General features: G+C 35.8%; 28 protein-coding genes. 15 read left to right on the forward strand and 13 right to left on the reverse strand.

The window, feature by feature from the left end:
• The first annotated feature begins 666 nt into the window (after positions 1-666).
• From speB to F6K27_RS14480, 5 genes are all read left to right on the forward strand, one after another.
• Positions 667-1,578, forward strand: a complete 912-nt coding sequence (gene speB, locus F6K27_RS14460) for an agmatinase (protein WP_287276807.1) — start codon at positions 667-669, stop codon at positions 1,576-1,578.
• 80 nt (positions 1,579-1,658) lie between these two features.
• Positions 1,659-2,204, forward strand: coding sequence for a thioredoxin family protein (locus F6K27_RS14465; RefSeq protein WP_192901063.1), 546 nt, complete (start codon positions 1,659-1,661; stop codon positions 2,202-2,204).
• A 447-nt stretch (positions 2,205-2,651) separates the two neighbouring features.
• Positions 2,652-3,374, forward strand: a complete 723-nt coding sequence (gene pyrH, locus F6K27_RS14470; protein WP_124143811.1) for a UMP kinase — start codon at positions 2,652-2,654, stop codon at positions 3,372-3,374.
• On the forward strand, positions 3,371-3,919 hold the full coding sequence (frr, locus tag F6K27_RS14475; RefSeq protein WP_124143812.1) for a ribosome recycling factor: 549 nt from the start codon (positions 3,371-3,373) through the stop codon (positions 3,917-3,919). The genes pyrH and frr overlap by 4 nt, the downstream gene beginning before the upstream one ends.
• Positions 3,920-4,180: 261 nt before the next feature.
• Positions 4,181-5,296, forward strand: coding sequence for a geranylgeranyl reductase family protein (locus F6K27_RS14480; protein WP_287276809.1), 1,116 nt, complete (start codon positions 4,181-4,183; stop codon positions 5,294-5,296).
• A gap of 401 nt (positions 5,297-5,697) precedes the next feature.
• Here F6K27_RS14480 and F6K27_RS14485 read toward each other — a convergent pair whose 3' ends face one another.
• The 4 genes from F6K27_RS14485 to F6K27_RS14500 all read right to left on the reverse strand — a co-directional run bounded on the left by F6K27_RS14485 (position 5,698) and on the right by F6K27_RS14500 (position 8,828).
• Positions 5,698-6,378, reverse strand: coding sequence for a hypothetical protein (locus F6K27_RS14485; RefSeq protein WP_287276812.1), 681 nt, complete (start codon positions 6,376-6,378; stop codon positions 5,698-5,700).
• 534 nt (positions 6,379-6,912) lie between these two features.
• Positions 6,913-7,680, reverse strand: coding sequence for a pentapeptide repeat-containing protein (locus F6K27_RS14490; protein ID WP_124143814.1), 768 nt, complete (start codon positions 7,678-7,680; stop codon positions 6,913-6,915).
• Between the two features lie 436 nt (positions 7,681-8,116).
• A complete protein-coding gene (locus F6K27_RS14495) occupies positions 8,117-8,476 on the reverse strand; it encodes a hypothetical protein (RefSeq protein ID WP_287276813.1) in 360 nt (119 codons plus the stop codon).
• A 106-nt stretch (positions 8,477-8,582) separates the two neighbouring features.
• Positions 8,583-8,828, reverse strand: coding sequence for a hypothetical protein (locus tag F6K27_RS14500; protein WP_124143816.1), 246 nt, complete (start codon positions 8,826-8,828; stop codon positions 8,583-8,585).
• 981 nt (positions 8,829-9,809) lie between these two features.
• Between F6K27_RS14500 and F6K27_RS14505 the strand changes: the two genes are divergently transcribed.
• The 3 genes from F6K27_RS14505 (at position 9,810) to F6K27_RS14515 (ending at position 12,126) form a co-directional block, all read left to right on the forward strand.
• The gene (locus F6K27_RS14505; RefSeq protein ID WP_353735987.1) at positions 9,810-10,976 is read left to right on the forward strand and encodes an RNA polymerase sigma factor, RpoD/SigA family; all 1,167 of its coding nucleotides are present in this window, start codon (positions 9,810-9,812) and stop codon (positions 10,974-10,976) included.
• A 32-nt stretch (positions 10,977-11,008) separates the two neighbouring features.
• Positions 11,009-11,506, forward strand: coding sequence for a GNAT family N-acetyltransferase (locus F6K27_RS14510; protein WP_124143817.1), 498 nt, complete (start codon positions 11,009-11,011; stop codon positions 11,504-11,506).
• Positions 11,507-11,919: 413 nt separating this feature from the next.
• Positions 11,920-12,126, forward strand: coding sequence for a glycogen debranching protein (locus F6K27_RS14515; RefSeq protein WP_124143818.1), 207 nt, complete (start codon positions 11,920-11,922; stop codon positions 12,124-12,126).
• 673 nt (positions 12,127-12,799) lie between these two features.
• On the opposite strand, the gene F6K27_RS14520 is transcribed toward F6K27_RS14515, so the two are convergent.
• The 4 genes from F6K27_RS14520 to F6K27_RS14535 all read right to left on the reverse strand — a co-directional run bounded on the left by F6K27_RS14520 (position 12,800) and on the right by F6K27_RS14535 (position 16,068).
• A complete protein-coding gene (locus F6K27_RS14520; RefSeq protein WP_287276815.1) occupies positions 12,800-13,432 on the reverse strand; it encodes a class I SAM-dependent methyltransferase in 633 nt (210 codons plus the stop codon).
• A 74-nt stretch (positions 13,433-13,506) separates the two neighbouring features.
• Entirely contained in the window at positions 13,507-14,295 is a 789-nt protein-coding gene (gene panB / locus F6K27_RS14525) for a 3-methyl-2-oxobutanoate hydroxymethyltransferase (protein ID WP_287276817.1), read from the reverse strand.
• A 324-nt stretch (positions 14,296-14,619) separates the two neighbouring features.
• A complete protein-coding gene (locus F6K27_RS14530; protein ID WP_287244153.1) occupies positions 14,620-15,090 on the reverse strand; it encodes a hypothetical protein in 471 nt (156 codons plus the stop codon).
• A gap of 315 nt (positions 15,091-15,405) precedes the next feature.
• Entirely contained in the window at positions 15,406-16,068 is a 663-nt protein-coding gene (locus F6K27_RS14535) for an NB-ARC domain-containing protein (protein WP_287276818.1), read from the reverse strand.
• Positions 16,069-16,343: 275 nt separating this feature from the next.
• Between F6K27_RS14535 and F6K27_RS14540 the strand changes: the two genes are divergently transcribed.
• The 4 genes from F6K27_RS14540 (at position 16,344) to F6K27_RS14555 (ending at position 18,531) form a co-directional block, all read left to right on the forward strand.
• On the forward strand, positions 16,344-16,565 hold the full coding sequence (locus tag F6K27_RS14540) for a hypothetical protein (RefSeq protein ID WP_287276819.1): 222 nt from the start codon (positions 16,344-16,346) through the stop codon (positions 16,563-16,565).
• A 153-nt stretch (positions 16,566-16,718) separates the two neighbouring features.
• Positions 16,719-17,081 (forward strand): hypothetical protein, encoded by a 363-nt coding sequence (locus tag F6K27_RS14545; protein ID WP_287276820.1) that lies wholly within the window; start codon positions 16,719-16,721, stop codon positions 17,079-17,081.
• Positions 17,082-17,088: 7 nt separating this feature from the next.
• Complete coding sequence (locus F6K27_RS14550) at positions 17,089-17,391, forward strand: hypothetical protein (RefSeq protein ID WP_287276822.1); 303 nt, start codon at positions 17,089-17,091, stop codon at positions 17,389-17,391.
• Between the two features lie 30 nt (positions 17,392-17,421).
• Positions 17,422-18,531, forward strand: coding sequence for an ATP-binding protein (locus F6K27_RS14555; protein WP_287276841.1), 1,110 nt, complete (start codon positions 17,422-17,424; stop codon positions 18,529-18,531).
• Positions 18,532-18,636: 105 nt separating this feature from the next.
• Here F6K27_RS14555 and F6K27_RS14560 read toward each other — a convergent pair whose 3' ends face one another.
• The 4 genes from F6K27_RS14560 to F6K27_RS14575 all read right to left on the reverse strand — a co-directional run bounded on the left by F6K27_RS14560 (position 18,637) and on the right by F6K27_RS14575 (position 19,943).
• Positions 18,637-18,921 carry a type II toxin-antitoxin system RelE/ParE family toxin gene (locus F6K27_RS14560; protein WP_287276843.1) on the reverse strand — a complete coding sequence of 95 codons (285 nt, stop codon included), beginning with the start codon at positions 18,919-18,921 and terminating at the stop codon, positions 18,637-18,639.
• The gene (locus F6K27_RS14565) at positions 18,918-19,148 is read right to left on the reverse strand and encodes a CopG family ribbon-helix-helix protein (protein WP_287276845.1); all 231 of its coding nucleotides are present in this window, start codon (positions 19,146-19,148) and stop codon (positions 18,918-18,920) included. The genes F6K27_RS14560 and F6K27_RS14565 overlap by 4 nt, the downstream gene beginning before the upstream one ends.
• Positions 19,149-19,260: 112 nt before the next feature.
• Positions 19,261-19,683 (reverse strand): type II toxin-antitoxin system VapC family toxin, encoded by a 423-nt coding sequence (locus F6K27_RS14570; RefSeq protein WP_287276846.1) that lies wholly within the window; start codon positions 19,681-19,683, stop codon positions 19,261-19,263.
• On the reverse strand, positions 19,680-19,943 hold the full coding sequence (locus F6K27_RS14575; RefSeq protein WP_287276848.1) for a hypothetical protein: 264 nt from the start codon (positions 19,941-19,943) through the stop codon (positions 19,680-19,682). Before F6K27_RS14575 ends, F6K27_RS14570 begins: the two co-directional genes overlap by 4 nt.
• A 120-nt stretch (positions 19,944-20,063) precedes the next feature.
• On the opposite strand from F6K27_RS14575, the gene F6K27_RS14580 reads away from it, so the two are divergent.
• Positions 20,064-20,288, forward strand: coding sequence for a type II toxin-antitoxin system HicA family toxin (locus tag F6K27_RS14580; RefSeq protein WP_287276850.1), 225 nt, complete (start codon positions 20,064-20,066; stop codon positions 20,286-20,288).
• Entirely contained in the window at positions 20,285-20,512 is a 228-nt protein-coding gene (locus F6K27_RS14585; RefSeq protein WP_287276852.1) for a type II toxin-antitoxin system HicB family antitoxin, read from the forward strand. Before F6K27_RS14580 ends, F6K27_RS14585 begins: the two co-directional genes overlap by 4 nt.
• Positions 20,513-20,583: 71 nt before the next feature.
• On the opposite strand, the gene F6K27_RS14590 is transcribed toward F6K27_RS14585, so the two are convergent.
• The gene (locus F6K27_RS14590) at positions 20,584-20,751 is read right to left on the reverse strand and encodes a type II toxin-antitoxin system HicB family antitoxin (RefSeq protein ID WP_287276853.1); all 168 of its coding nucleotides are present in this window, start codon (positions 20,749-20,751) and stop codon (positions 20,584-20,586) included.
• A gap of 182 nt (positions 20,752-20,933) precedes the next feature.
• On the opposite strand from F6K27_RS14590, the gene F6K27_RS14595 reads away from it, so the two are divergent.
• Positions 20,934-21,143, forward strand: a complete 210-nt coding sequence (locus tag F6K27_RS14595) for a type II toxin-antitoxin system HicB family antitoxin (RefSeq protein WP_287276855.1) — start codon at positions 20,934-20,936, stop codon at positions 21,141-21,143.
• Positions 21,144-21,257: the final 114 nt, after the last annotated feature.

Raw genomic sequence — 21,257 nt, forward strand, 5'->3', positions numbered from 1 at the left:
TTTAGGGAGAGGTAATTATCCATTATTCATTATCGATTATTGATGATCGATTATACATTAATGAAAGGAGAAACAAGAAAAAATTTTCCTTTTATTCAATCCTTTTCCTTTTAGGGAGAGGTAATTATCAATTATCAATTATCAATTATCAATTATTGAATACTCCCTACTCTCTAAAACAAACAAATTTTGTATCTCACGCTTCTTGGGAGTTGCTGTAGCAATCATTAGTTTTGTAGAAAATATCTACAGCATTAATAAATAGTAGGAATAGTTTTAGAGCTTTTATCTAAAATAAATTTTTATATTAGCGTTGTGATTTTTATATTTATACTTTGTTGTCAAGTATAATTGCTATTCATCATTAATATGAAAGTAAGCATTTCCTGCGGAATGCGGAGCTAACAGCTATTAACAGTCAGCTCTCAGGAATTAGTAATGAGTAATTACTTCTAAGGTTTAGTCACGGGATGCATGCCAGCAACTTTTATTCTTTCTCAATTTCAAAGGTTGTTTTTATCTTCTTCAAAATTAATAGCTGAGGTGCTAAATGCTTACATATCAAAAACGTTATAATATTCTACACTTAAAACTTACAATAACTATAACCATCACAATTTTGCTAAATGTTAAATTATTTAACTCTAGAATACTAAAATATTAAAAATGTCAGCAATTTACCCTACATCAACTCTACCATTTATCGGTTCAGAAATTGAACCAGACTACACCACTGCCAAAGTAGCAATTTTACCAATTCCTTATGAAGCAACTACCACTTATAGAAGGGGTTGTGTTAACGGTCCATCAGCAATATTAGATGCGTCTCAACAGTTAGAATGTTATGACGAAGAATTAGACCGAGAAACTGGTTTAGAAGTTGGTATCTATACCCATGAATCTATAGCAGATACTGGTAATGGAAAAAAAATATTACCATTAGATATGCTAAAAGTCACTCAAGAAACAGTAGAAAAATTAGTGAATGATGGAAAATTTGTCATTGCTATCGGTGGAGAGCATAGCATTACAAATGGGATTGTTAAAGCTTATCGAAAAATATATTTAGATGAAAAATTTACAGTAATTCAAATAGATGCTCATGGCGATTTACGTGATGAATATGAAGGTTCAATATATAACCACGCCTGTGTAATGCGACGGATAATTGAAATGGGATTGCCAACAATACAAATCGGTATTCGGGCAATTTGCAAAGAAGAAGCAGATTTAATCAAGGAGAAAAATCTCACAGTTTTTCGTGCAAGGGAAATAGTTATTCAGCCAGATTGGATAGAAAGAGCGATCGCTAGTATTCGGACTCAACGAGTTTTTTTAACAATAGATTTAGATGGAATTGACCCAACATTAATTCCTGGAGTTGGTACCCCAGAACCTGGTGGACTAAATTGGTATTCTTTAACTGCATTTTTGCGGAAATTATTTGAATTACACGAAGTAATAGGTTGTGACATTATGGAGTTAGCTCCAATAGTTGATTCTGTAGTATCTGAGTTTACAGCAGCTAAATTAGTCTATAAACTTATTGGATATCAGGCATTAGCTCAAGGCTGGTAAAAATATGGGATATGATAGAAAAATATTTGTTCTAAGTAATGCAATTGTTTATAAGTAATAGAGAGATGAGTTTGACTGAAATGACAGGAACAGAAATTGATAATTATGCTCCAGATTTTGAATTGCCAGGAGTAGATGGTGAGGTTCATCATTTAGCAAGATATTTAGAAAATTTTAAAGTAGTTTGTGTGATATTTTTGAGTAATCAATGCCCAGAAGTAGATTTATACATTGAACGGATTAAGCAACTGCAAAAAGATTTTCAAAACCAAGGAGTAATCATAATTGGAATGAATGCTAATGATGCGACGATTTCTCCCAAAGATAGTTTTGAAAAAATGAAAGAATTTGCAGCTAATAATCAACTAAATTTTCCCTATATTCGGGATGTAACTCAAGACGTAGCAGAAAGCTTTGGGGTTGACAAAACACCCGAGGCTTTTTTATTGGATCGGGAAGGTAAGTTACGATATCGTGGCCGAATAGACGATAATGTTAATCAGCCAGAAGCAGTAAAAGTTGCTTATCTACATCAGGCAATTGCCCAACTTCTTCAAGATGAAGAAGTAACCCCATCTCATACAGAAGTCGTTGGTTGCTCAATTAAATGGCGTCGTAAATTATAACTCAACAGTAGTAATACTGGGGTGATTGAAGAAGGAAGAAGGAAAAAGTTGACGGGGACAGTCTTTGACAGGCCACTTCCTGTCTACAAAACCCAACTAATTGTAAAGACCGTGTAGACAGCGGGGTATTAAACCCAAAACAAAAAGATAAAAAATTAACCGTCACTTCTTTAAACCGTTTCATGCCCTTTTATAAAAGTGATAAACAACTGAATAAATAGTAATTTCCAACTTTTGATAATTTAACTCTCATGCCAATATTATGTGAGTCTGCACAGAATGATGAAATTTATTAACTTATCTGTCTTTTTCTCAAGTCAACTCTGATGAAAATATTATTCTATGTAACTTCTGATAAATTTAGTATCAAGAATAAAATAGTGGAAAAAAGCAGAACAACTGGTATCGTATTGTGGAAGCAACTTTAGTTGAGAAAAGACTCAAAGTATGGGGACAGTCGATCGACGGGTTTTGCTGAAATTGAGTGGCGAATCCTTGATGGGAAGTCTTGGCTATGGCATAGATCCGGCAGTAGTCCAAGGAATTGCTCAAGAAGTGGCCGAAGTAGTGGCCACAGGAATTCAAATGGCAATTGTTGTTGGGGGCGGTAATATTTTTAGAGGTGTAAAAGCAGCCTCGAAAGGAATGGACCGAGCAACAGCAGATTATGTGGGCATGATTGCCACTGTGATGAATGCTATTACCTTACAAGATGCCCTCGAACAAGCAGGAGTGCCGACAAGAGTCCAAACGGCGATCGCTATGCAAGAAGTAGCCGAACCTTACATTCGTCGTCGAGCCATTCGCCATCTGGAAAAAGGCCGAGTGGTAGTTTTTGGCGCAGGTTCTGGTAATCCATTTTTTACCACTGATACTACTGCAGCTCTCAGAGCAGCAGAAATTGACGCAGAAGTAATTTATAAAGCCACTAAAGTCGATGGGGTCTATGATTCCGATCCAGAAAAGAATCCACAGGCCAAACGATACGAGTCCCTAACTTATGGGGAAGTATTAAGACAAGACTTACGGGTAATGGACAGTACAGCGATCGCTCTTTGTAAAGAAAATAATATCCCGATTATTGTATTTAATCTTTCGGTTACGGGTAATATCCGTAAGGCCGTTATGGGAGAAAAAATTGGAACTATTGTCAGAGGTTTTGATGAATGAATATAGAAGAAGCTGAAAAGAAAATGAAAAAAGCAGTTGAAGCTACTCAAAGTTCCTTCAACACGATTAGAACTGGAAGAGCTAATGCTTCTCTTTTAGACAGAGTAATAGTTGAATATTATGGAGTTCCAACTCCACTCAAATCTATGGCAAATATTGGCATCCCAGATGCTAGTACCATTACTATTCAACCTTTTGATAAAAGTAGTCTGGGCTTAATTGAAAAAGCAATTAATATGTCAGACGTTGGTTTAACTCCCAACAATGACGGATCTATTGTACGGCTAAATATTCCCCCACTCACAAGTGAACGTCGTCAGGAAATGGTCAAGTTAGCAGCTAAACTTGCTGAAGAAGGGAAAGTTTCTGTCCGTAATATTCGTCGTGATGCTGTAGATTCAGTTCGTAAACAAGAAAAAAATAGCGATATTTCTAAAGATGAATCACGAGATTTACAAGACAAAATTCAAAAGAAGACAGATAAATACATAGCCAAAATAGATGAGTTATTAGCTGCTAAAGAGAAGGATATTACAACGGTTTAAAAAAATCTTGAAAATCACAGATAAACAAAAGTAAAAAGTAAAAAATCAAGAGTTAAAAAACCTATATATCGACAAGATATGTAAAATCAAGTATCTTAGAAAATCATAGGTAAAATGGGAACTCTGTGATTTTTGCAGGGGGGAGGTTCTATAGATGGTTTAAGCAAGTAAATAACTTTTCTATAGAAACTACCCCTGCTCAATAAGTATTTTCCCATCCTCAAAAATCATAAAAAACCTCAATATTGAAGAATTGAAGAAATGTTTGATTGTATAATCGTAGGATCAGGCCCAGCAGGAGGGACAGCAGCTTATCATTTGGCTAAAAAAGGACGTTCTGTTTTAGTCATAGAAAAAGAATCTTTACCTAGAAAAAAAGCTTGTGGTGGTGGGGTATCTCCAGCCATCGCTGAGTGGTTTGACTTTGATTTCACTCCAGCAATTTCTCTCAAGGTCAAGAAAATTCGCTATACATGGAAATTAGAAGATCCCGTAGAAGCAGATTTACCTTCTGCAATGTGGATGGTCAAACGGGATATTTTCGATCATTTCCTCATCCAAAAAGCTCAAGGAGAAGGTGCAGAATTAAGAGATCAAACAGAAGTTACAGGTATTGAATTTAAAAGCGATCATTGGGAAGTTAAAACAAACGGAGAACCTGTTACAGGTCGTTATTTAATTGCCGCTGATGGAGCAAAAGGCCCAATGGCTAAATGGTTGGGTTTCAAAGAATCAAAAAAACGACAAAGTTTGGTTTTTGAAGCAGCATTAAAAGACCAAAATCAACAAGTTAATTTTGAATTTGGCTCAGTTAAAAACGGCAATATCTGGAGTTTCCCGAAAGCAGATTCTTGCTCAATTAATATTGCTACTTTTAGAGGTGGGGAACCCAAAAATTTATCCAAAGATTTGATGGAATATGCACAAAAAATTGGTTTAAGTGCAAATCAAAATGAATTATTAGAACATCCTATTTCTCTATGGGATGGAGATAAAAATCTCCACACAGAAAATGCAGTATTAGCAGGAGAAGCAGCAAGTATATTAGACCCCTTATCTGCCGAAGGAATTCGCCCCTCAATTTTCAGTGGTGTCAAAGCTGCTGAAGCTATAGATAAAGCTTTGGGAGGCGATGGAGATGCTCTAAAGCAATACACTCAGGTAATAAATGAAGAATGGGGTGCAGATATGGTTTGGGCAGGTCGTCTAGCAGGAGCATTTTATAGGTTTCCCAAAGTAGCTTATAAAATGGGAGTTAAATTACCTGCAGCTACCGAAGTAATGAGTAAAATTCTTTGTGGAGAATTGCGTTATGCAGATATTGCTAACCGGGCCATTAAAAAACTCAGTGGCAGTTTTTTACCAGGAAGGGGTTAATTAAATAACATTATGCTTAAATTTCCCTGTTTATACAACAACCCTGTTTATACAACAACAAATTTTGATTATCAAACAACAACAAATTTTGATTATCAAAATACATATTAAAATTACGCCAGTAAATGCAAAACTTTACCATCTTGTTTAACTGAAAATTATGAATTTAATTATTGAAATTTTTGATTTTTACTTAGGCATAAAAGCAAATTAAGATGTAACAGTTTACCTGATAGTAATTTTCAGCAAAATTGAGCCTAGGGTAAAAGCAAAAATTTTAAAGGGACGTTCCATAAAACGTCCCTACTGTGGTTAAATTAAACGAAAATTCTGTAAGTTTTAATAAATATTGAGTTAGTAAAAACTCAGAAATGAAATAATAACTGAACTAAGTGCCTTTACTATTCAGATATCAATCTTGACTCTGTAGCCAATGTAGAAACTGAAACCCAACCAATTATACCTTTTTCCGGTCCCTCTAAAACTTTGACTTTAGCCATTTTTAAAAATATGTTTTTTGCCTTTTCAAAAGATGAATCAGAGTTTGTTAAATTAGATTTTGCAGGATTTTCTAAAATTTCAACTGCTGTACCAGATTTAATAGGAGTTTGAATAGAAAAAATTTCGCCAAAAGCCTCATCTGGCTCTATTTGTTCACCCGATAATAGTTTTTCCAAAAGCTTTAAGCTTTGGGTTGCTGTGCTTTCATCCTGAGAGCTATGGAGTGGTATAAAATTTTCTGGAGAACTACCTTGTAATATATCTACATCTTCATATCTTGGGCTTTGATCTACAGTGCCTTGAAATATACCTATATTGCTTTCTCCTTCTATCTTTAGATTATTGTTTTTTGCATCATATTTTGAGCTATTGTCTTCGGTTGATGCTTTAGTCTGAGTAATACCAGAATTTTCATTTCCTCTAATTTCAATTTGGTTCTTTTGTGAAGAAAAACTATTAGAGTTGCTTTGTTGATCTACGTCAGAAAAAAGATTCCAAATCAAAGGAATAAGAGTTGCTAAAACAGCACCACCTACACCAGCAAATAGAAATTTGAACGCACCTTTTAATTTTAAATTCATTGTTTTATTACCCCTCTACTACTTAAGAATACTTATGTCCGACTTATTGGATTGGTTGTTGTCATTCACTTTTTGGAATAAAACTTAACCACTCGGGTCTGACAACAATTATTTATTTTCAAGTTTAAATACACCAATCTAAATTGGTATTCCGGATACTTTTACAAATAAATACAAAATTAAAACGTTATTAACAAAGCAAGGGCACAAAATAAATATCAAGAGGGGTTTATATAGTTGTAGTTTATATTGACTCGATGCTAAAGAATCCTTTATAACTGTCTATATTACTCAAAATATTGCTATTAAGAGGATTTTAAATTTTGCGATCGCCTTGTATCAAAACCTAATAATGTTCCCATGAATTTACCTAAATTAATGACTACATCAGTTAAATAATTAACAATTTACCGAATATATTGATGTAATTATTAATGATTAATTGTTGAACTAGCAATATAACATCATTATTTCCCACTCCTCTTTTTCAGGATAAGTAATTATTCATTATTGAACCAGACTAACTTTTCTGGCTTAAAATGCCAACCTTAATAAAGAAGGAAGTAAAGAACCAATAGCGTGTACAAATTGATTAGGCTTTTTTGGTTCAGGAGGATTCAAACGTAGGTCAATAACTTCAACCAAATATTGTGATAATTCTTCACCCTCTTTACTACCTTTAGAAATAAAAATTTCGCGAGATTTTTCAGCATCTGCAAGTGCAGCATCAAGATTTCCCAAGTCTGCAAGAGCCATACTTCTAGCAAAATAAGCAGCAGCTAAATCAGACTTTAAATTAATAGCTTGATTATAATATCTAACAGCATCTTTATAATGTCCGGCCTTTGCTTCTGCAATTCCTAACCGATAAAAATCTTCAGCTTCACCAACATTAGATGGCATTCCCACAGCACCCAACAAAAAAGCATTTTTGAGGTCAACATCAGTTAAATTAGCACCAGTTAAATAAGCACTTCTCAAATCGGTGCCAGCCAAATTTGCCCCAGTTAAATTAGCCCCAGTTAAATTAGCACCAAATAAACTTGTACCAGCCAAGTTAGCACCACTTAAATCTGCCCCAGTCAAATTAGCACGACTGAGATTAGCTCCACTCAAGTTAGCCCCTTTGAGATTAGCTCCTTGAAGATTTGCTAATACCAGGCCAGCACCACTTAATTCACAATTTGGACATTGTTTACTAGATAATAACTTTTGTGTATGTTGGATATTCTCAGCAATCACTGGAACAAGAGGGCAAACCGTACTTAAAACTAAAATAGCAGAAAAGATTTTGAGTCTCATCTTCAAATCTTCCAAACTAAAGATTATATTTTGCTGCTATGTTAGCACTCAATTAGTACATCTAGTACCGCCTCACGGAACTGAAAAGCAAGAGTATAATTCTGAAGTATCCATAACAAAATGACATTATAAAAGTTTTCATCTAAATTATGTATATACCGTTTCTCAAAAAGCGTGAGATACAGTTGTTTTTCTTTTTTCTATCCCCTGTTTCTCGAATTACTACTCCCTACTCCCTACTCCCTACTCCCTAAAACAAACGAATGCGCGTACCTCACCAATATGAAAATTGCCATAACACAGAGACTATAGCTTAAAAAAATAAGGTATTAATACTGAAGAAAGAAGTTCTGTTTTCCAGTCAAAATAAAATTGTATGAGGAGCCAAACTTTAATTTAAAACTATTTCACACTTGATTCTAAATTGAGATTAGCTTTATGATGATGTAATACAAGTCAATATATGAATAAGAGCTAGCTCTACAGTTTCATGGCAATTATCTGAAACATCAAAGAATGGAAAACCATATCGAACACAGTCTCTTTCGATGACTTGACTCAATGAAATAAAACTTTGCACAGTTCTTAGTAATTCTAAATCTTCCATTTGATGAGACCAACAGTAAGGATCGTCAAGTGCTGCTTTGTGAATTTCGTGAAGTTTGCGTTCAGGATCGGTATTTAGATATCCCAAAAATAAAGTAATGGGTTTGATATACCAAAGACGTTGAATAATAAGTTTATGTGAGATGAATGAAGACTCATAAACGCAAAGGTAGTTAAATTCTTTACCCATCAGGACTTACGCAGGGACTCTACAGATAGCTAGTGCGAATGCCATTTGCGCTCCGCAAAGCTCCGAATGCCGCCCCTACAGATGCTGCTTCAAAGATCAATTTGCATCAGTCCTGACCCATATTACGAAGAGCTTTCACCAATACCGTATCACAATAATCTTTACATATCTCCTTCTCTCTAGGAGTAAGTATGGGAGCAGGATAGTTATTGCGAACAGCATTTAAAAATGAGTCTAAATGCACAACAGTACATCGGGTTTGCTGAAAAACGAGATTAGCGAATCGAGACTTACCAGTACGACTAACACCTCCAATAATAACTGTACCAATGCTCTCAATTTTTTGTTCCACGACTACTCCAACAAGTTAAATAGTCATTTATACAGGACTTAAACAGGGAATCTAGAGATAGCTAGTGCGAATGCCATTTGCGCTCCGCAAAGCTCCGAATGGCGTCCCTACAGATGCTGCTTCAAAGATCAATTTGCGTCAGTCCTACTTATAGTAAAGAAATATTATTGTAGCTAATTGTCTACACCAATAAAACTAGATAATACAAGTCCAGAGATTTATTGCTAAAATTTAATTATATTGCTTATAGTATAGCGTAAAATTCGCGATCGCTCTCTACTCATTTGATTTTTGATATCAGAAAACAGCGCTGCTACTCCACATCAGTTATGGTTCCAAGGAAGGGAATGGCTACAAAAAGACGGAACAAAAAATATACTTAAGTAATAAAAAAAGTTTGACTTGACTACTTAATTATTTAATCTAATTGCGATCGCATCGCCTTCTAATTTAATTGAATAAATACAGCATACATAATTTGAAGAAGCAGTCAATCTTGTTACAAATTATTATAATTAGAGTTATTTTAATTATTATTAAATAAGATTAGAAATAAACTAGCTGCTTTGTATTGATTAATACAGCTAATTAAATACTAAAGCTTTGAAATGTATATTGTTATCAGTACAGAAACAGATAACTTAATGTTAAGTAATTATTAGGTATATAAACTCTTGTAGATATAGGAATATACAGGTAGGTTAGGGCTTGTGCAGATGACAATCCGAATCAAGGAAAATGTTTTTCCCACTGTTCCCTGCTATAAATCTTAGGAAGTCCGGTCTAAATAGAGATTTGCGATCGCTCTTAGCTATTCATTGACATAAAGCATGAAATATGGTACTATTTCTACTTTACAAAAAACTTTAATATTGAGTTTATTGTTAAGTAATGATAAAGGAGTAACAGTATAAAACAACACTCCCTCTACGCTTCATCAACCATTTACAGTCAAAAAACTATATAATAGGAAAAAACACCATGAAAATTCTACTAACAGAGAATTCAGGTCAGCATAAAGTCGAATTTCCAGCTCCCACTAATAAACCAGATAATAAACCAGAAATGGCAACTCAAATGCAACAAATGAGTTTGATGATTGCCGAATCACTACATGAAGAAGATCAATATCAGGAGGACTCTAGTATGAATATACAGGCTGTAACTCTCTCATTATCAGAAAATGCACAAGACATAGATGATGCAGTAGGAGCATTATTTAAGCAAATGTCTCGCTATCCTCTTCTCAGCCAAAAAGAAGAAGTAGAATTAGCAAGGCTGATCCAAGAATTAGTTATCTTTGAACAACTGCCAGAAAAACTAGCAAATGACTTAGGGCGAATACCTACAAAAGCTGAAGTAGCAGCAGCAGCAGGTTTAACAGAAGCACAACTATCTCATCGCTTACATAAGTGTCGTGCCGCCAAACGCCGAATGATTAGCTCCAACCTCCGTCTAGTAGTTTCCATAGCCAAACGCTATCTAAACCGAGGAGTACCCTTTCTAGACTTGATTCAAGAAGGAGCATTAGGACTAAACCGTGCCACAGAAAAATTTGACCCAGAGAAAGGTTACAAATTTTCTACCTATGCCTATTGGTGGATTCGTCAAGGAATAACTCGCACTATTGCTAATCAAGGACGTACTATTCGTTTACCAGTTCATGTAGTTGAACAGATTAACAAACTTAAACGAGTTTACCGCGACTTACGACGGAAGCTAAATCGTATCCCCAGTGATACCGAAATTACTCAAGCACTAGAAATTTCTCACCAACAACTGCGTAACCTCCAGCAAATTCGCCGGAAAACTCTTTCTCTAAATCATCGTTTAGGTACTGACGAAAATAGCGAACTGCTAGACTTCTTAGAAGATAATGAAAATAGCACTCCCGAAGCGCAAATGAATGACATGATGATGCGCCAGGATATCTTGGAAGTCTTAAATCATGTATTGAATGATCGCGAACAAGATGTCATCACTCTCCGGTATGGTTTGCTCACAGGAGAACCTCATACTTTAGATGAAGTGAGTCGCATGATTAATCTCTCCCGGGAGCGAGTCAGGCAAATTCAAGCTAAGGCCATGCGGAAATTGCGTCGTCCTCAAGTAGCTGAACGTTTGAAAGAATGGTTAAATCGATTTTAATAAAATGTAATAGCTGTAATAGCGATTAAATTATGTCTTTAAATGAAGTAAAATTGCGTAGTGCTAGGCCAGCAGATGTACCTGTAATATTTGAGTTAATTAAGGCGCTAGCTGAGTATGAAAAATTATCCCATGCTGTTACAGGTAGCGCTGCCTCCTTAAAAGCTCATTTATTTAGCGATCATCCCTACGCTGAAGCGATTATTGCTGAATTTGCTGGCCAACCTGTAGGTTTTTCTCTCTTCTTTCATAACTACTCAACTTTTCTCACTCAACCGGGAATTTATATAGAGGATTTATTTGTTTTACCGGAGTATCGAGGACGGGGTATTGGAAAACAACTGGTCAGTTATGTAGCACAGTTAGCAGTATCTCGAAACTGTGGACGTTTAGAGTGGAGTGTTTTAGATTGGAATAAACCAGCGATTGGATTTTATCAACGTATTGGTGCATCAATTTTAGATGAATGGCGTATATGCCGTGTTACTGGCAATTCTCTCAAGAGTTTAGCATCTGGACAGCAATTTTGAAGAAGGCAGAAGGCAGAAGGCAGAAGAGAAAATTACTTATGGATTCAAACCCCAAACAATTTTAAGCACCCCTGTTGACGGTGGGGTATTATATCAAATCCCGTTAAACAGTTATAGAATGGTTAAGTACCCACCCCCGCCCCTCCGGTGGAGGGGAAGTCAGGAGGACCGAGTCAGGATGAGAGAGAATTACAAAGATGAGCGTAGTTATGACAATTGGAGAATTTTTTTATGTCCAATAAAACGGATTTGATATTAAACCCGCAAAAGAAAAGATAAGATTCAGGTTGAATTTAATCCCATTTAATATTAAAAATTTAGTGCCAACTGAAAATTCTGAATTCTCTAGAGTTCAGAATTTTCTTTGTGTAATGAGTTTATAATTTTGTTAACTTTTAATGAGGCTATTAACCATGACTATTTGGGTAAATGAACAGATAGATCCATCTGGTATTATCTACTCTTGTATTGCTTGTGGCGATCGACAACAGGCCCAAGAATGCCATGAGTCTTTTCAAAATAATTTAACTGAGACTCAAAAGGAACAAGGATGGAAAGCTATACTGCGAACCGTTGAATCTTGGGATGAAGTACCTGTGAGTGCTTTAAAATTGAACTAATACCCTTTCACAGAAGTCAAAACTCAAAACTCAAAAGTCAAAAGCAATATTTTTAGGACTCAAAACTTTGACACTACAGTAATTTAACCGAAATTATTTCACATCTATAAGGAGCAAAACTATTTGTAACATTCTTTTTTCACGCTTAGTATAATAGCTACGCGCCAGGGAATAGGGAACAGGGAGAAATTTATCAGAGAAAACATTTTTATCTTTTCTTTTGCTGCCGAAAATTCATAACTACTCTTGACCTAATTTTCCGGTTGAGTAGGATAAAACTATGAACTTTAAATTTATGTAGTTATATTCGGAAATTATCAAACATGGAAATCTAAGCATACCATCAAATTGCTGTTGCTTGGGAAACATCTCACAAAATTGAACAACCAAGATGTTTTTCATGCGATCGCATTATGGATTTTTTACGTTTAGGATGGAAGGCGTTGCATATTTGCGGGATGAAGTATAGTTTTAGAGAAATAGGAAGTAAAAGATGAGATTTACCTTTTCTGCAAAGATTCATCCCTAGACTCAGCAACGCCAGAATTCCTACAAGATTGTACCCAGTAAATGTAGATGAAAAATCCAACGTATCTCTTGTACAACATACATTGTACCCTTTTGTCAAAGGGGAGGTTCAGGTATAATACAGACAAAACGCTTTATATGGTATTTAACATATTGTCTTTTGCAGGACAATATTAAACATTTTAGGTGTAGCATCGTGATATGGTTGTTCAAGCTTTTGAATCAGATTTGCTGGTAGCTGAGAAATAACTCTTTCATAATCTCTACTATCACTTTCCCATACACGAGCACTTACAGAAAATACACAATAACCAGAAGGCTTCAAAACTCTGATAATATTGGGTAAAGCTTGAGAATTAGCAGAGCCTGATTTTCGATTATCTTCATTACTAACAAACACACCTGCTGAAATCACAATATCATAGCTAGAGTCTGGATAAGGCATTTCAAAAATATTACAGCAAGTGAGCATTCTATAAATACCTTTCTGCTCTGCAACTTTCAACATTTCTTGAGATATATCGCAGCCATCAATATATAAATTTTCTTTCTGACGGCGGATAATGACTTCGCCTACTAAACCTGTACCGCATCCAACATCAAGATAATTACCAGAAGCTTTAAGCTTTAAAGCTGTTTCTGCCAATAGCTCTGGTGCTTGATAGTTAACTGCTGCTACTTCTTCCTCATAAGTTAATGCCCACGAATTATGAGAATCTTTTTCAAACAATGCTTTTTCTAGATGTTTGAGGAATTTCTGGTGTTTTTCCTGTTCCATGACACTTGTATATATATCTAACTAGGAAATTTTTAAACTAATGCAGTTTTCACTATATCAGAAGTATTGACTTATCAAGATGGTGGTTGAGGAAATTTTCTTTCCTTAACTTCCAAACTATATTCCTTAACTGCTTGAGTAATATTTTCTCGCAAGTTAGCATAAGATTTAGCAAAAGGTGGCTGCCAATCAGAAATGCCTAAAACATCATTAATAACTAATACCTGACCATCACAATAGACACCTGCACCAATACCAATAGTAGGAATAGAAACTTTTTCAGTAATCTCTTTAGCTAAGTCTACTCCAATATGTTCTAAAATCATGGCAAAAGCACCAGCTTCTTCCACAGCGACAGCTTCTGCTAAAATACGCGCCCTAGCATCGGGAGTTTTACCTTGTTTGCGATAACCTCCAAATTGATGTACAGATTGGGGGGTTAGACCAATATGACCCATAACCGGAATACCTACTGATGTTAATTTACTTATCGTTTGAGCGATCGCTTCATTTCCACCTTCTAATTTCACAGCTTGAGCGCCTGTTTCTTTGAGTATTCTCCCTGCAGAATGTATAGCTTGTTGAATACTTTCTTGATAAGTTAAAAATGGTAAATCTACCACTATTAAAGCTTGCTTAACACCTCGTCGCACTGCTTTAGCATGATGAATCATTTCATCAAGAGTAACTGGTAGAGTTGTATCATAGCCTAATGCTACCATTGCCAGAGAATCTCCCACCAAAATTAAATCTACTCCTGCTTGGTCTAAAATTTGAGCGATCGCATAATCATAAGCTGTTAAAGCTACTATGGGACGACCTTTCTGTTTCCATTGAATTAGTTGTTTTGTGGTAACTGTCATTTTAATTAAGTTAAAAGTTATAGCAAGAAAAGTATAGTTTATATTAACAGGACTTACGCAAATTCACCTTAAAAACACCTATGTAGGGGCGTTAGTGGCAGCTCTACGTTAGCAAATGCCATTCGCCCTCTCTTGATTTATTGCTCCGATGCTAATGTAGCACTACAAGGATTGATTAGGACATTTTTAAATCTTCAGGACTTACGCATTATTCCAATAAAAACACTATATATACCATATTGCTATAGTTTTTATATACTATATGTAGTTTATTTGCGTAAGTCCCGATTTTGTTCGCGGAGCGTTTCTGCACCGAAAACCCTTTTACAGTGTGCTATTCCCTGTTCCCTGTTCCCTGTTCCCTAGCGCGTAGCGCTGTAACATTTTGCCAAAAGATTTAACAACAGGTTGAATAGTAAAAAACGAACCTTCAGCTTCCATCACTTTTTCTACTAAACAACGTCTTTTTAATGATTGTATTCCTTTCCATAAATCTGAGTGGGAGTGTGGAAAATCTGCGGGAGTAATAGAAATATCAACTGTTGTTTCTTGATTAGCTATCCAAAATATTACTTGTTTTTCCAACTCTGATAAACGCTGAAAAATTCTCTCTAATATTGGTTCTAAATCTCCTAAATATAAGGTTGAGCAAGATAGGAATTGAGCTACACTTGCATCACATAAATCTTCAATAGCATCGGCAATTATATTTAACCATAAAGGATTTCCACCATAGAGATTAATCAACTCTAACCATTGATCTTCATCTGTTAAATTTCTCTCTTGTAAAAGCATTTTGCACGCCTCCAAAAAACCATGAATTTTTAAAGTATGACAGTAATGATTTCCTAGCTCTATTTTTGGCTCTTCCTGACTCAGGAGTAATAAACAACTTTGGTGGGATGATGTGGCTATTTGTTTAAAAAGTTTGCCATAATTTTCATGGTCTGGCAGGTAAGTGCCTGCTAATTCTCCGCTGGCAAAAATTTCTTGTAGGTTATCAAAAATTAGTAAGCAACGATATTTACGGAGGTAATTTATTAATTGATTATTGGTAGTTTTGGCAGGAGAAAAATCTGCTGTTTTTTGGGAAGAAGAATCAGGTGGAGATCAAAAATTAATAATGCTTGTTTCCAGAGATTCTAAAGTGGGGTAGTTATCAATATTGCGCCAGATTATATAATCAAATTTATCTTTTATTTGTGGAATTAATTGTAGGGCAAGTACACTTTTACCGATGCCAGCTAATCCTAATATGGTGATGATGCGGGTGTGGTTTTGTAGTATCCATTGTTTGAGAGTGGTAAGTTCAGTGTGGCGATCGCACATCCAATATAAATCTGGAGCTTCAGATAAATCATAATTATTTTCTGGGTTTGTGTTGTTTTTATTTTGGTCAGTGGGAGTGGGGGAAGATTTGTTTTTAGGGATGGGAGATTGTCTGTTTTCTCCACAGATATTTATATGATTACTATTAATATTTACCCAGTCATCACCTGTATTTGAAATATGTGAAAAGTGGAATTTTTCTAATATGGAACGAGCATTAGATTTTTTGATATTTTTTCCTAAAATATCTGACAGAAGTTTCCATAATTTTGTACCTACCTGCTTGATACGATCGGGATGGCGTTGACAATCATTAGCTATTTGAGGGTATTTTTTACCATTTAAAGTACCTTTTAAAACTTCCTTTTGCAGAGAATCTAAATTTTGTCCAGTTTCGGTAAATACTAAATTGTCCGCTAATTCTACTAAAGTCTCAATGTCCATAGCTACAGGTAGATTGGTAGTTTAGTTTCGCATAGTTTAAATTTATCACACTTTTTCTCACTTGAAGAATTAAATAACACTTTTTAACACTAAATTAGTTCTGAAAAAATTGCTTTTTACCACGAAATCACATTTTTTGAAGTTGACAAAATAGAGATGTATGTGACTTAATAGAAGATGTAGAAATAAAATATTATATTAAGGAATAGAAAATTTCGGAATCCTGTATTGAGGATTTGTAGTTAATTCCAAGCATTAAACACAGGAATTATGCAATGATTTTAAACTGGTTTTCTAAAGACTATTCTGAGGTAAATAAACAAATAAATCCCCAAGAAGAAGAGCAAATATTAGCTCAGTTTCAAGAATGGATATCACAAATCTCAGAAGTACCAGAAGTTCAGGCAATGATGACCTATGCCGAGGCTATTCATTATTTCCAGAGCGATATCCCATCTCATTATAGTGTGACAAAAGGAGTAATTATTCGTCAATAAATACTTGAAGGAAAACTCTTAGGACAGGTTTTTTTAGACACAAATAATCAGCTTGTTCATCGTTCTGACGGAACACACTATGGTCGTCAGTTAGTAGCTATAAAATTAGATGGTCAACTAAACAGAAGTTTTGGGAATAAAAACTTAATTTATGTGAACTTGAAGTCTAATAAATCTAGTTTTAATGAATTTCATCCAAGGATTAATTGGCAATTTTTGAGTAATTGCTTCAAAGACTTAGGGGAAACAAGAGAAGTCATACCAGTTATGACCTATGAAGATGCAATTAAGTATTTTATTACAGATCGACCGTCCGATCCAAGGGTGAAAAAAGGAGATCTTTTACGCCAAACTCATTCCCAAGGTCAACTCTTGGCACAAATGTTTTTGGATAGTAATAATGAAATAATCGATCGCCCAGATGGAATACCCTATGGTCGCCAGCTAGTGGCAAAAAAGTTGGACGCAGAACTAGAGGATGCTTTTGATAACGAAAATTTAATTATTGTGGAGTAAAAACAAGATGGACCCAATTACCATTGCTGCTATTACTGCTGCTATTTATTTAATAATTGCTGGTTTGCGATTAATTCACACTGCTTTCCTGGTTGTATCTACTATTATTGACTGGTTTAGAACTCAGGCAAGAAATCGTGAAATTCGTGCTACTTTGAAAGAGAGACTTGCAAACGGGCAACATAAAATCATTGCAGTAGGTTTAGACAGTGATTACAATGTTAAAGAATCTATAGCTTATAAATCTGACGACATTGACTCTGAATTACGCAAAGCTCATCACGGTAAAAAACTTGTAATCTGGACTTAAAACAGCCAACGACTAATAACTATCCAAGAAATGAACCCACCTCGCGATATTCGCATACAGGGTATTCCTGATAGTGTGCCAGAAGATATAGCAGCAGTTTGTCGGTCTAGGTTTTCCCTGGCAGTCAATAAGCTACTTGATGAAACTGGTATTGAGGATATCAAAATAACAGTTGGTACTGCACTTGAAAAAGACAGTTCCCAAAACGGACAAAATTCTATCCAGAAAAAATCAGACCGCGACTTATCCCCAGAAAAACCTACTAAAAGGTACAAAGCTCAACAACCCCTATTTACTTTTGAGCAGTTAGTCATCCCTGAAAAAGTCAGAGAAGACCTCCTGTTAGCTGTTGACTTAATTCGCTTAGAATCTCAAGTTTTCGACAAGTGGGGTTTGCGTAAAATTGAACCTTTTCCTCGTACAGCACTAAACTTTCATGGTAAACCAGGAACAGGAAAAACTCTAGCAGCACACGCCATAGCTTCTAAAATCAACCGTCCGATTTTAGTTGCCAGCTATGCTCAAATTGAGAGTATGTACCACGGTGAGGGACCCAAAAACGTCGAGGCAATTTTTCTGGCAGCAGAACAACAAAATGCTCTGTTATTTATAGATGAAGCTGACTCCTTACTTTCCAAACGACTCACCAATGTCACCCAAGGATCGGAGCAAGCTATTAACTCTATGCGGAGTCAGTTACTTATTTGCTTAGAGAGATTTCGCGGAGTAGTCATTTTTTCCACAAATCTTGTAGAAAATTATGACAAAGCATTTGAGACGCGGGTGAGAAACATATACTTCCCCATGCCAGATGAAACTTGTCGTCGTGAAATCTGGCAAAGACACCTTGTCAAAGAGCTACCTCAAGCAGAAGATGTCTCCCTAGAAAAACTAGCTCAGGTTGAAGATGTTTGCGGGAGAGATATCAAAAATGCTGTTATAGATGCAGCGATGAGAGCAGCACGTCAAGGAAAAGAAGAACTCACACTCAGCGAACTACTTGAGTCTATTAACTCCATTAAAAAAGCACGAATTAACGTTACCCCAGAATCAAGACCGTTAACTCCAGAAGAAAAAGAAGAGGCGGAGAAAAAAATCAAAGAAGCTTTAGCTAAGAAAAAACAGGAAGGTACATCCTGATATAGAAAATGTGAAGCATTTGGAGACTATATTTTTCTCTAAATGCTTCGCTAACTCATCTCCCAATTCTTAGACAAGAGCGATCGCTTCCCTCATCAGCAAAGTTTAAAAACGCTCTGGCCACTGCCTGGCAGCATGAATCACACCTAAAATCTCCAAGGTATCATCCCTAACTCGGTAAGGCACAATAAACGGCGTGCGACTAATAACTAATTCTCTCGTACCAGATATCTGTCCTACTCTTCCCATCTGAGGATACTGAAGCAGCCTATTTATTGCTTCTTCAATTCTTTCGATAGTATCTAGGGCAGCATCTTGGTTATTAGTCACAATATATTCGTAAGCAGAGTTGATATCATTTAAGGCAAGACGAGTCCAAACTATCTTCATTGTCGCCACCTAGCGAAAGCAGCAGCAACTTCTTCATCGCTAGCAAACTCACCTGCATCTGCCTGACGTAAACCTTCTTTAATGTGGTCTAACTGCCACTGCTGCACTTGCAAATAAGCATCAACTGCATCATTAAGAATCTCAGAACGAGAGCGTTCCAATAAAGAAGCAATTTTGTCAATGGCCTTTCTTTTTTCAGAATTCAGACTAAAACTTATTGTTTCCATAATACAATTCCGAGAATTAGAATTTATAGTGATTCGACAGCTCGAATCTTACCAATATCATACTATATTTTAGGAGCGGTCGCGCAAGCGGTGCGGAGCATTATCGCAATATTCATGTAACAAACCAATTGACAACTGTAACCTCCAAGAAATCCTGATAATCTGACACATTATTCGTCACCAGAATCAAACCATTAACTTTAGCAACTGCTGCAATTTGACCATCAGCAAAAGCAGGAGTTTTGCCAATACTCGTCAATCTAGATCTTTCAAGGGCGTGCCATGTTGCAACGTTAACATCATAAGGTAGAATCGGAATAGTAGAACGAACTATCTCATTCAAATATCTTTCTAAAAACCTGCGTTTCCTAGAATTGGGAAGGCGACTGCAACCAAACAGAAGTTCGTGCCACACCGTAGTTGAAGTAGCAATTTCTCCTTCGTGTTGTTGTAGCTTTGCCATAACATTTGGGTGCGGGTGTTGGCGTGTTGGTTCCGATAGAACATTAGTATCGAGCAAAAAACGTAAACTCATAAAATTACTTCTCTACCAGATGATAAGTCTCGAACTCCCTCAAAAACTTCTGGTTCGAGCCATATTCCTTCAGTATCAAGTTCTTGACGAAAGCTATTGAGACTTTTCCAGAAACTCCCCCTTGTTTCAATGGTAATCAAAATCTCTTGACCATCAGGAATGTTTATATCCTCAAAAATTTCGATATTTCTTCCTCGTTTTATACCTTTGACAAACATGATATCACCTTGATAAGAATTGAGACTAATGACTATTATCATAACACAACTTGCAATTGTCGGATTTTCTATCCAATCTAAAGTTTGAACCTCATTTGAAAAATTTAGTTTTTATGCTTTAATAAAAGAATCTATCCTTAAACATGATTTCTCCGTCCATCCATGCCAAAAAAAATTAGGGAACTAAAAAGTATGCTACGCAAGGCAGGATTTATTTATCGTTCGGCAAAAGGCAGTCACACTAGATGGGTTCATCCTTTACTTCCAACCCAACCTATTACTATTGCAGGTGGAGATGGAGAGGACGCAAAACTTTATATAGAAAAAGAAGTTAATCGCAAATTGGAAATGTTAAAAACCATCGAACAACAGGAGTCAGAAGAATGAAATTACCCTATACAGTCGTCATTTTTTGGTCGGATGAAGATAACTGCTATCTGGTTCATCTACCAGAATTTCCTTCTCAAAAATTTCATACCCACGGAAATTCTTATGAAGAAGCAATGCAAAATGCTTGCGAAGTATTAGAGCTGTTAGTTGAAGAATATCAGCAAGAAGGTAAAAGCCTTCCACAACCTAAAAATATAGAACAAACTTTTCAATTAGCATAAAGATGGCAGGAGCGATCGCTCCCCATTTCTCAACTATCAAACAAGAGCGTGAGCGCTAGTGGTTCGGAGCATTATCGCTCTATTTTTTCAATGGGTTCAAGGTAAAGTTCTATAGCTTCTTGAATATTAGTCAGTGCCTCCTCAATAGTTTCTCCTTCACTAATACAACCGGACAATGATGGAACGTAAACGGTATATCCACCTTCTTCACTTGCTTCTAATACTACTTTTATATTCATAATTATACCCGTTAACTGACTGATTTATTTTAGCACCAGAATCAAGCGATCGCTATAAAAAAGGTTGCTACAATCAATCATTTTAGGTAGACTAGATTTTGGAAATAATTCCAATTATCTAGAAAAAATTATATACGATGAAAACTAAAAGCTTTACTGCTATCCTTTATAAGGAAGATGATATGTACATAGCTGAATGTCCAGAAGTCGGCACAGTTGACCAAGGTAAAACAATAGAAGAAGCTTTAGCGAATCTCAAAGAAGCTACAAAACTCTATCTGGAAGAATGTCCGCCACCTGAAACAACCCCAAGATTGGTCACCAGTATAGAGGTTATAGCAATGAGCGCTGGCATCTTTACATGTTACATAGATATTTGCAATGTAATATAAAAGTAACTGTATGAGCTGTATTTTTCATAAATTAGGCGATCGCTAAACCTTAAAGTTTTAAGGATGTCTGTAATGGTATTGATAATTTACAGTTTATAGCTTGAAATTGTTTAC

The organism is Okeania sp. SIO2F5 (assembly GCF_010692685.1).
Taxonomy (GTDB): domain Bacteria; phylum Cyanobacteriota; class Cyanobacteriia; order Cyanobacteriales; family Microcoleaceae; genus Okeania; species Okeania hirsuta.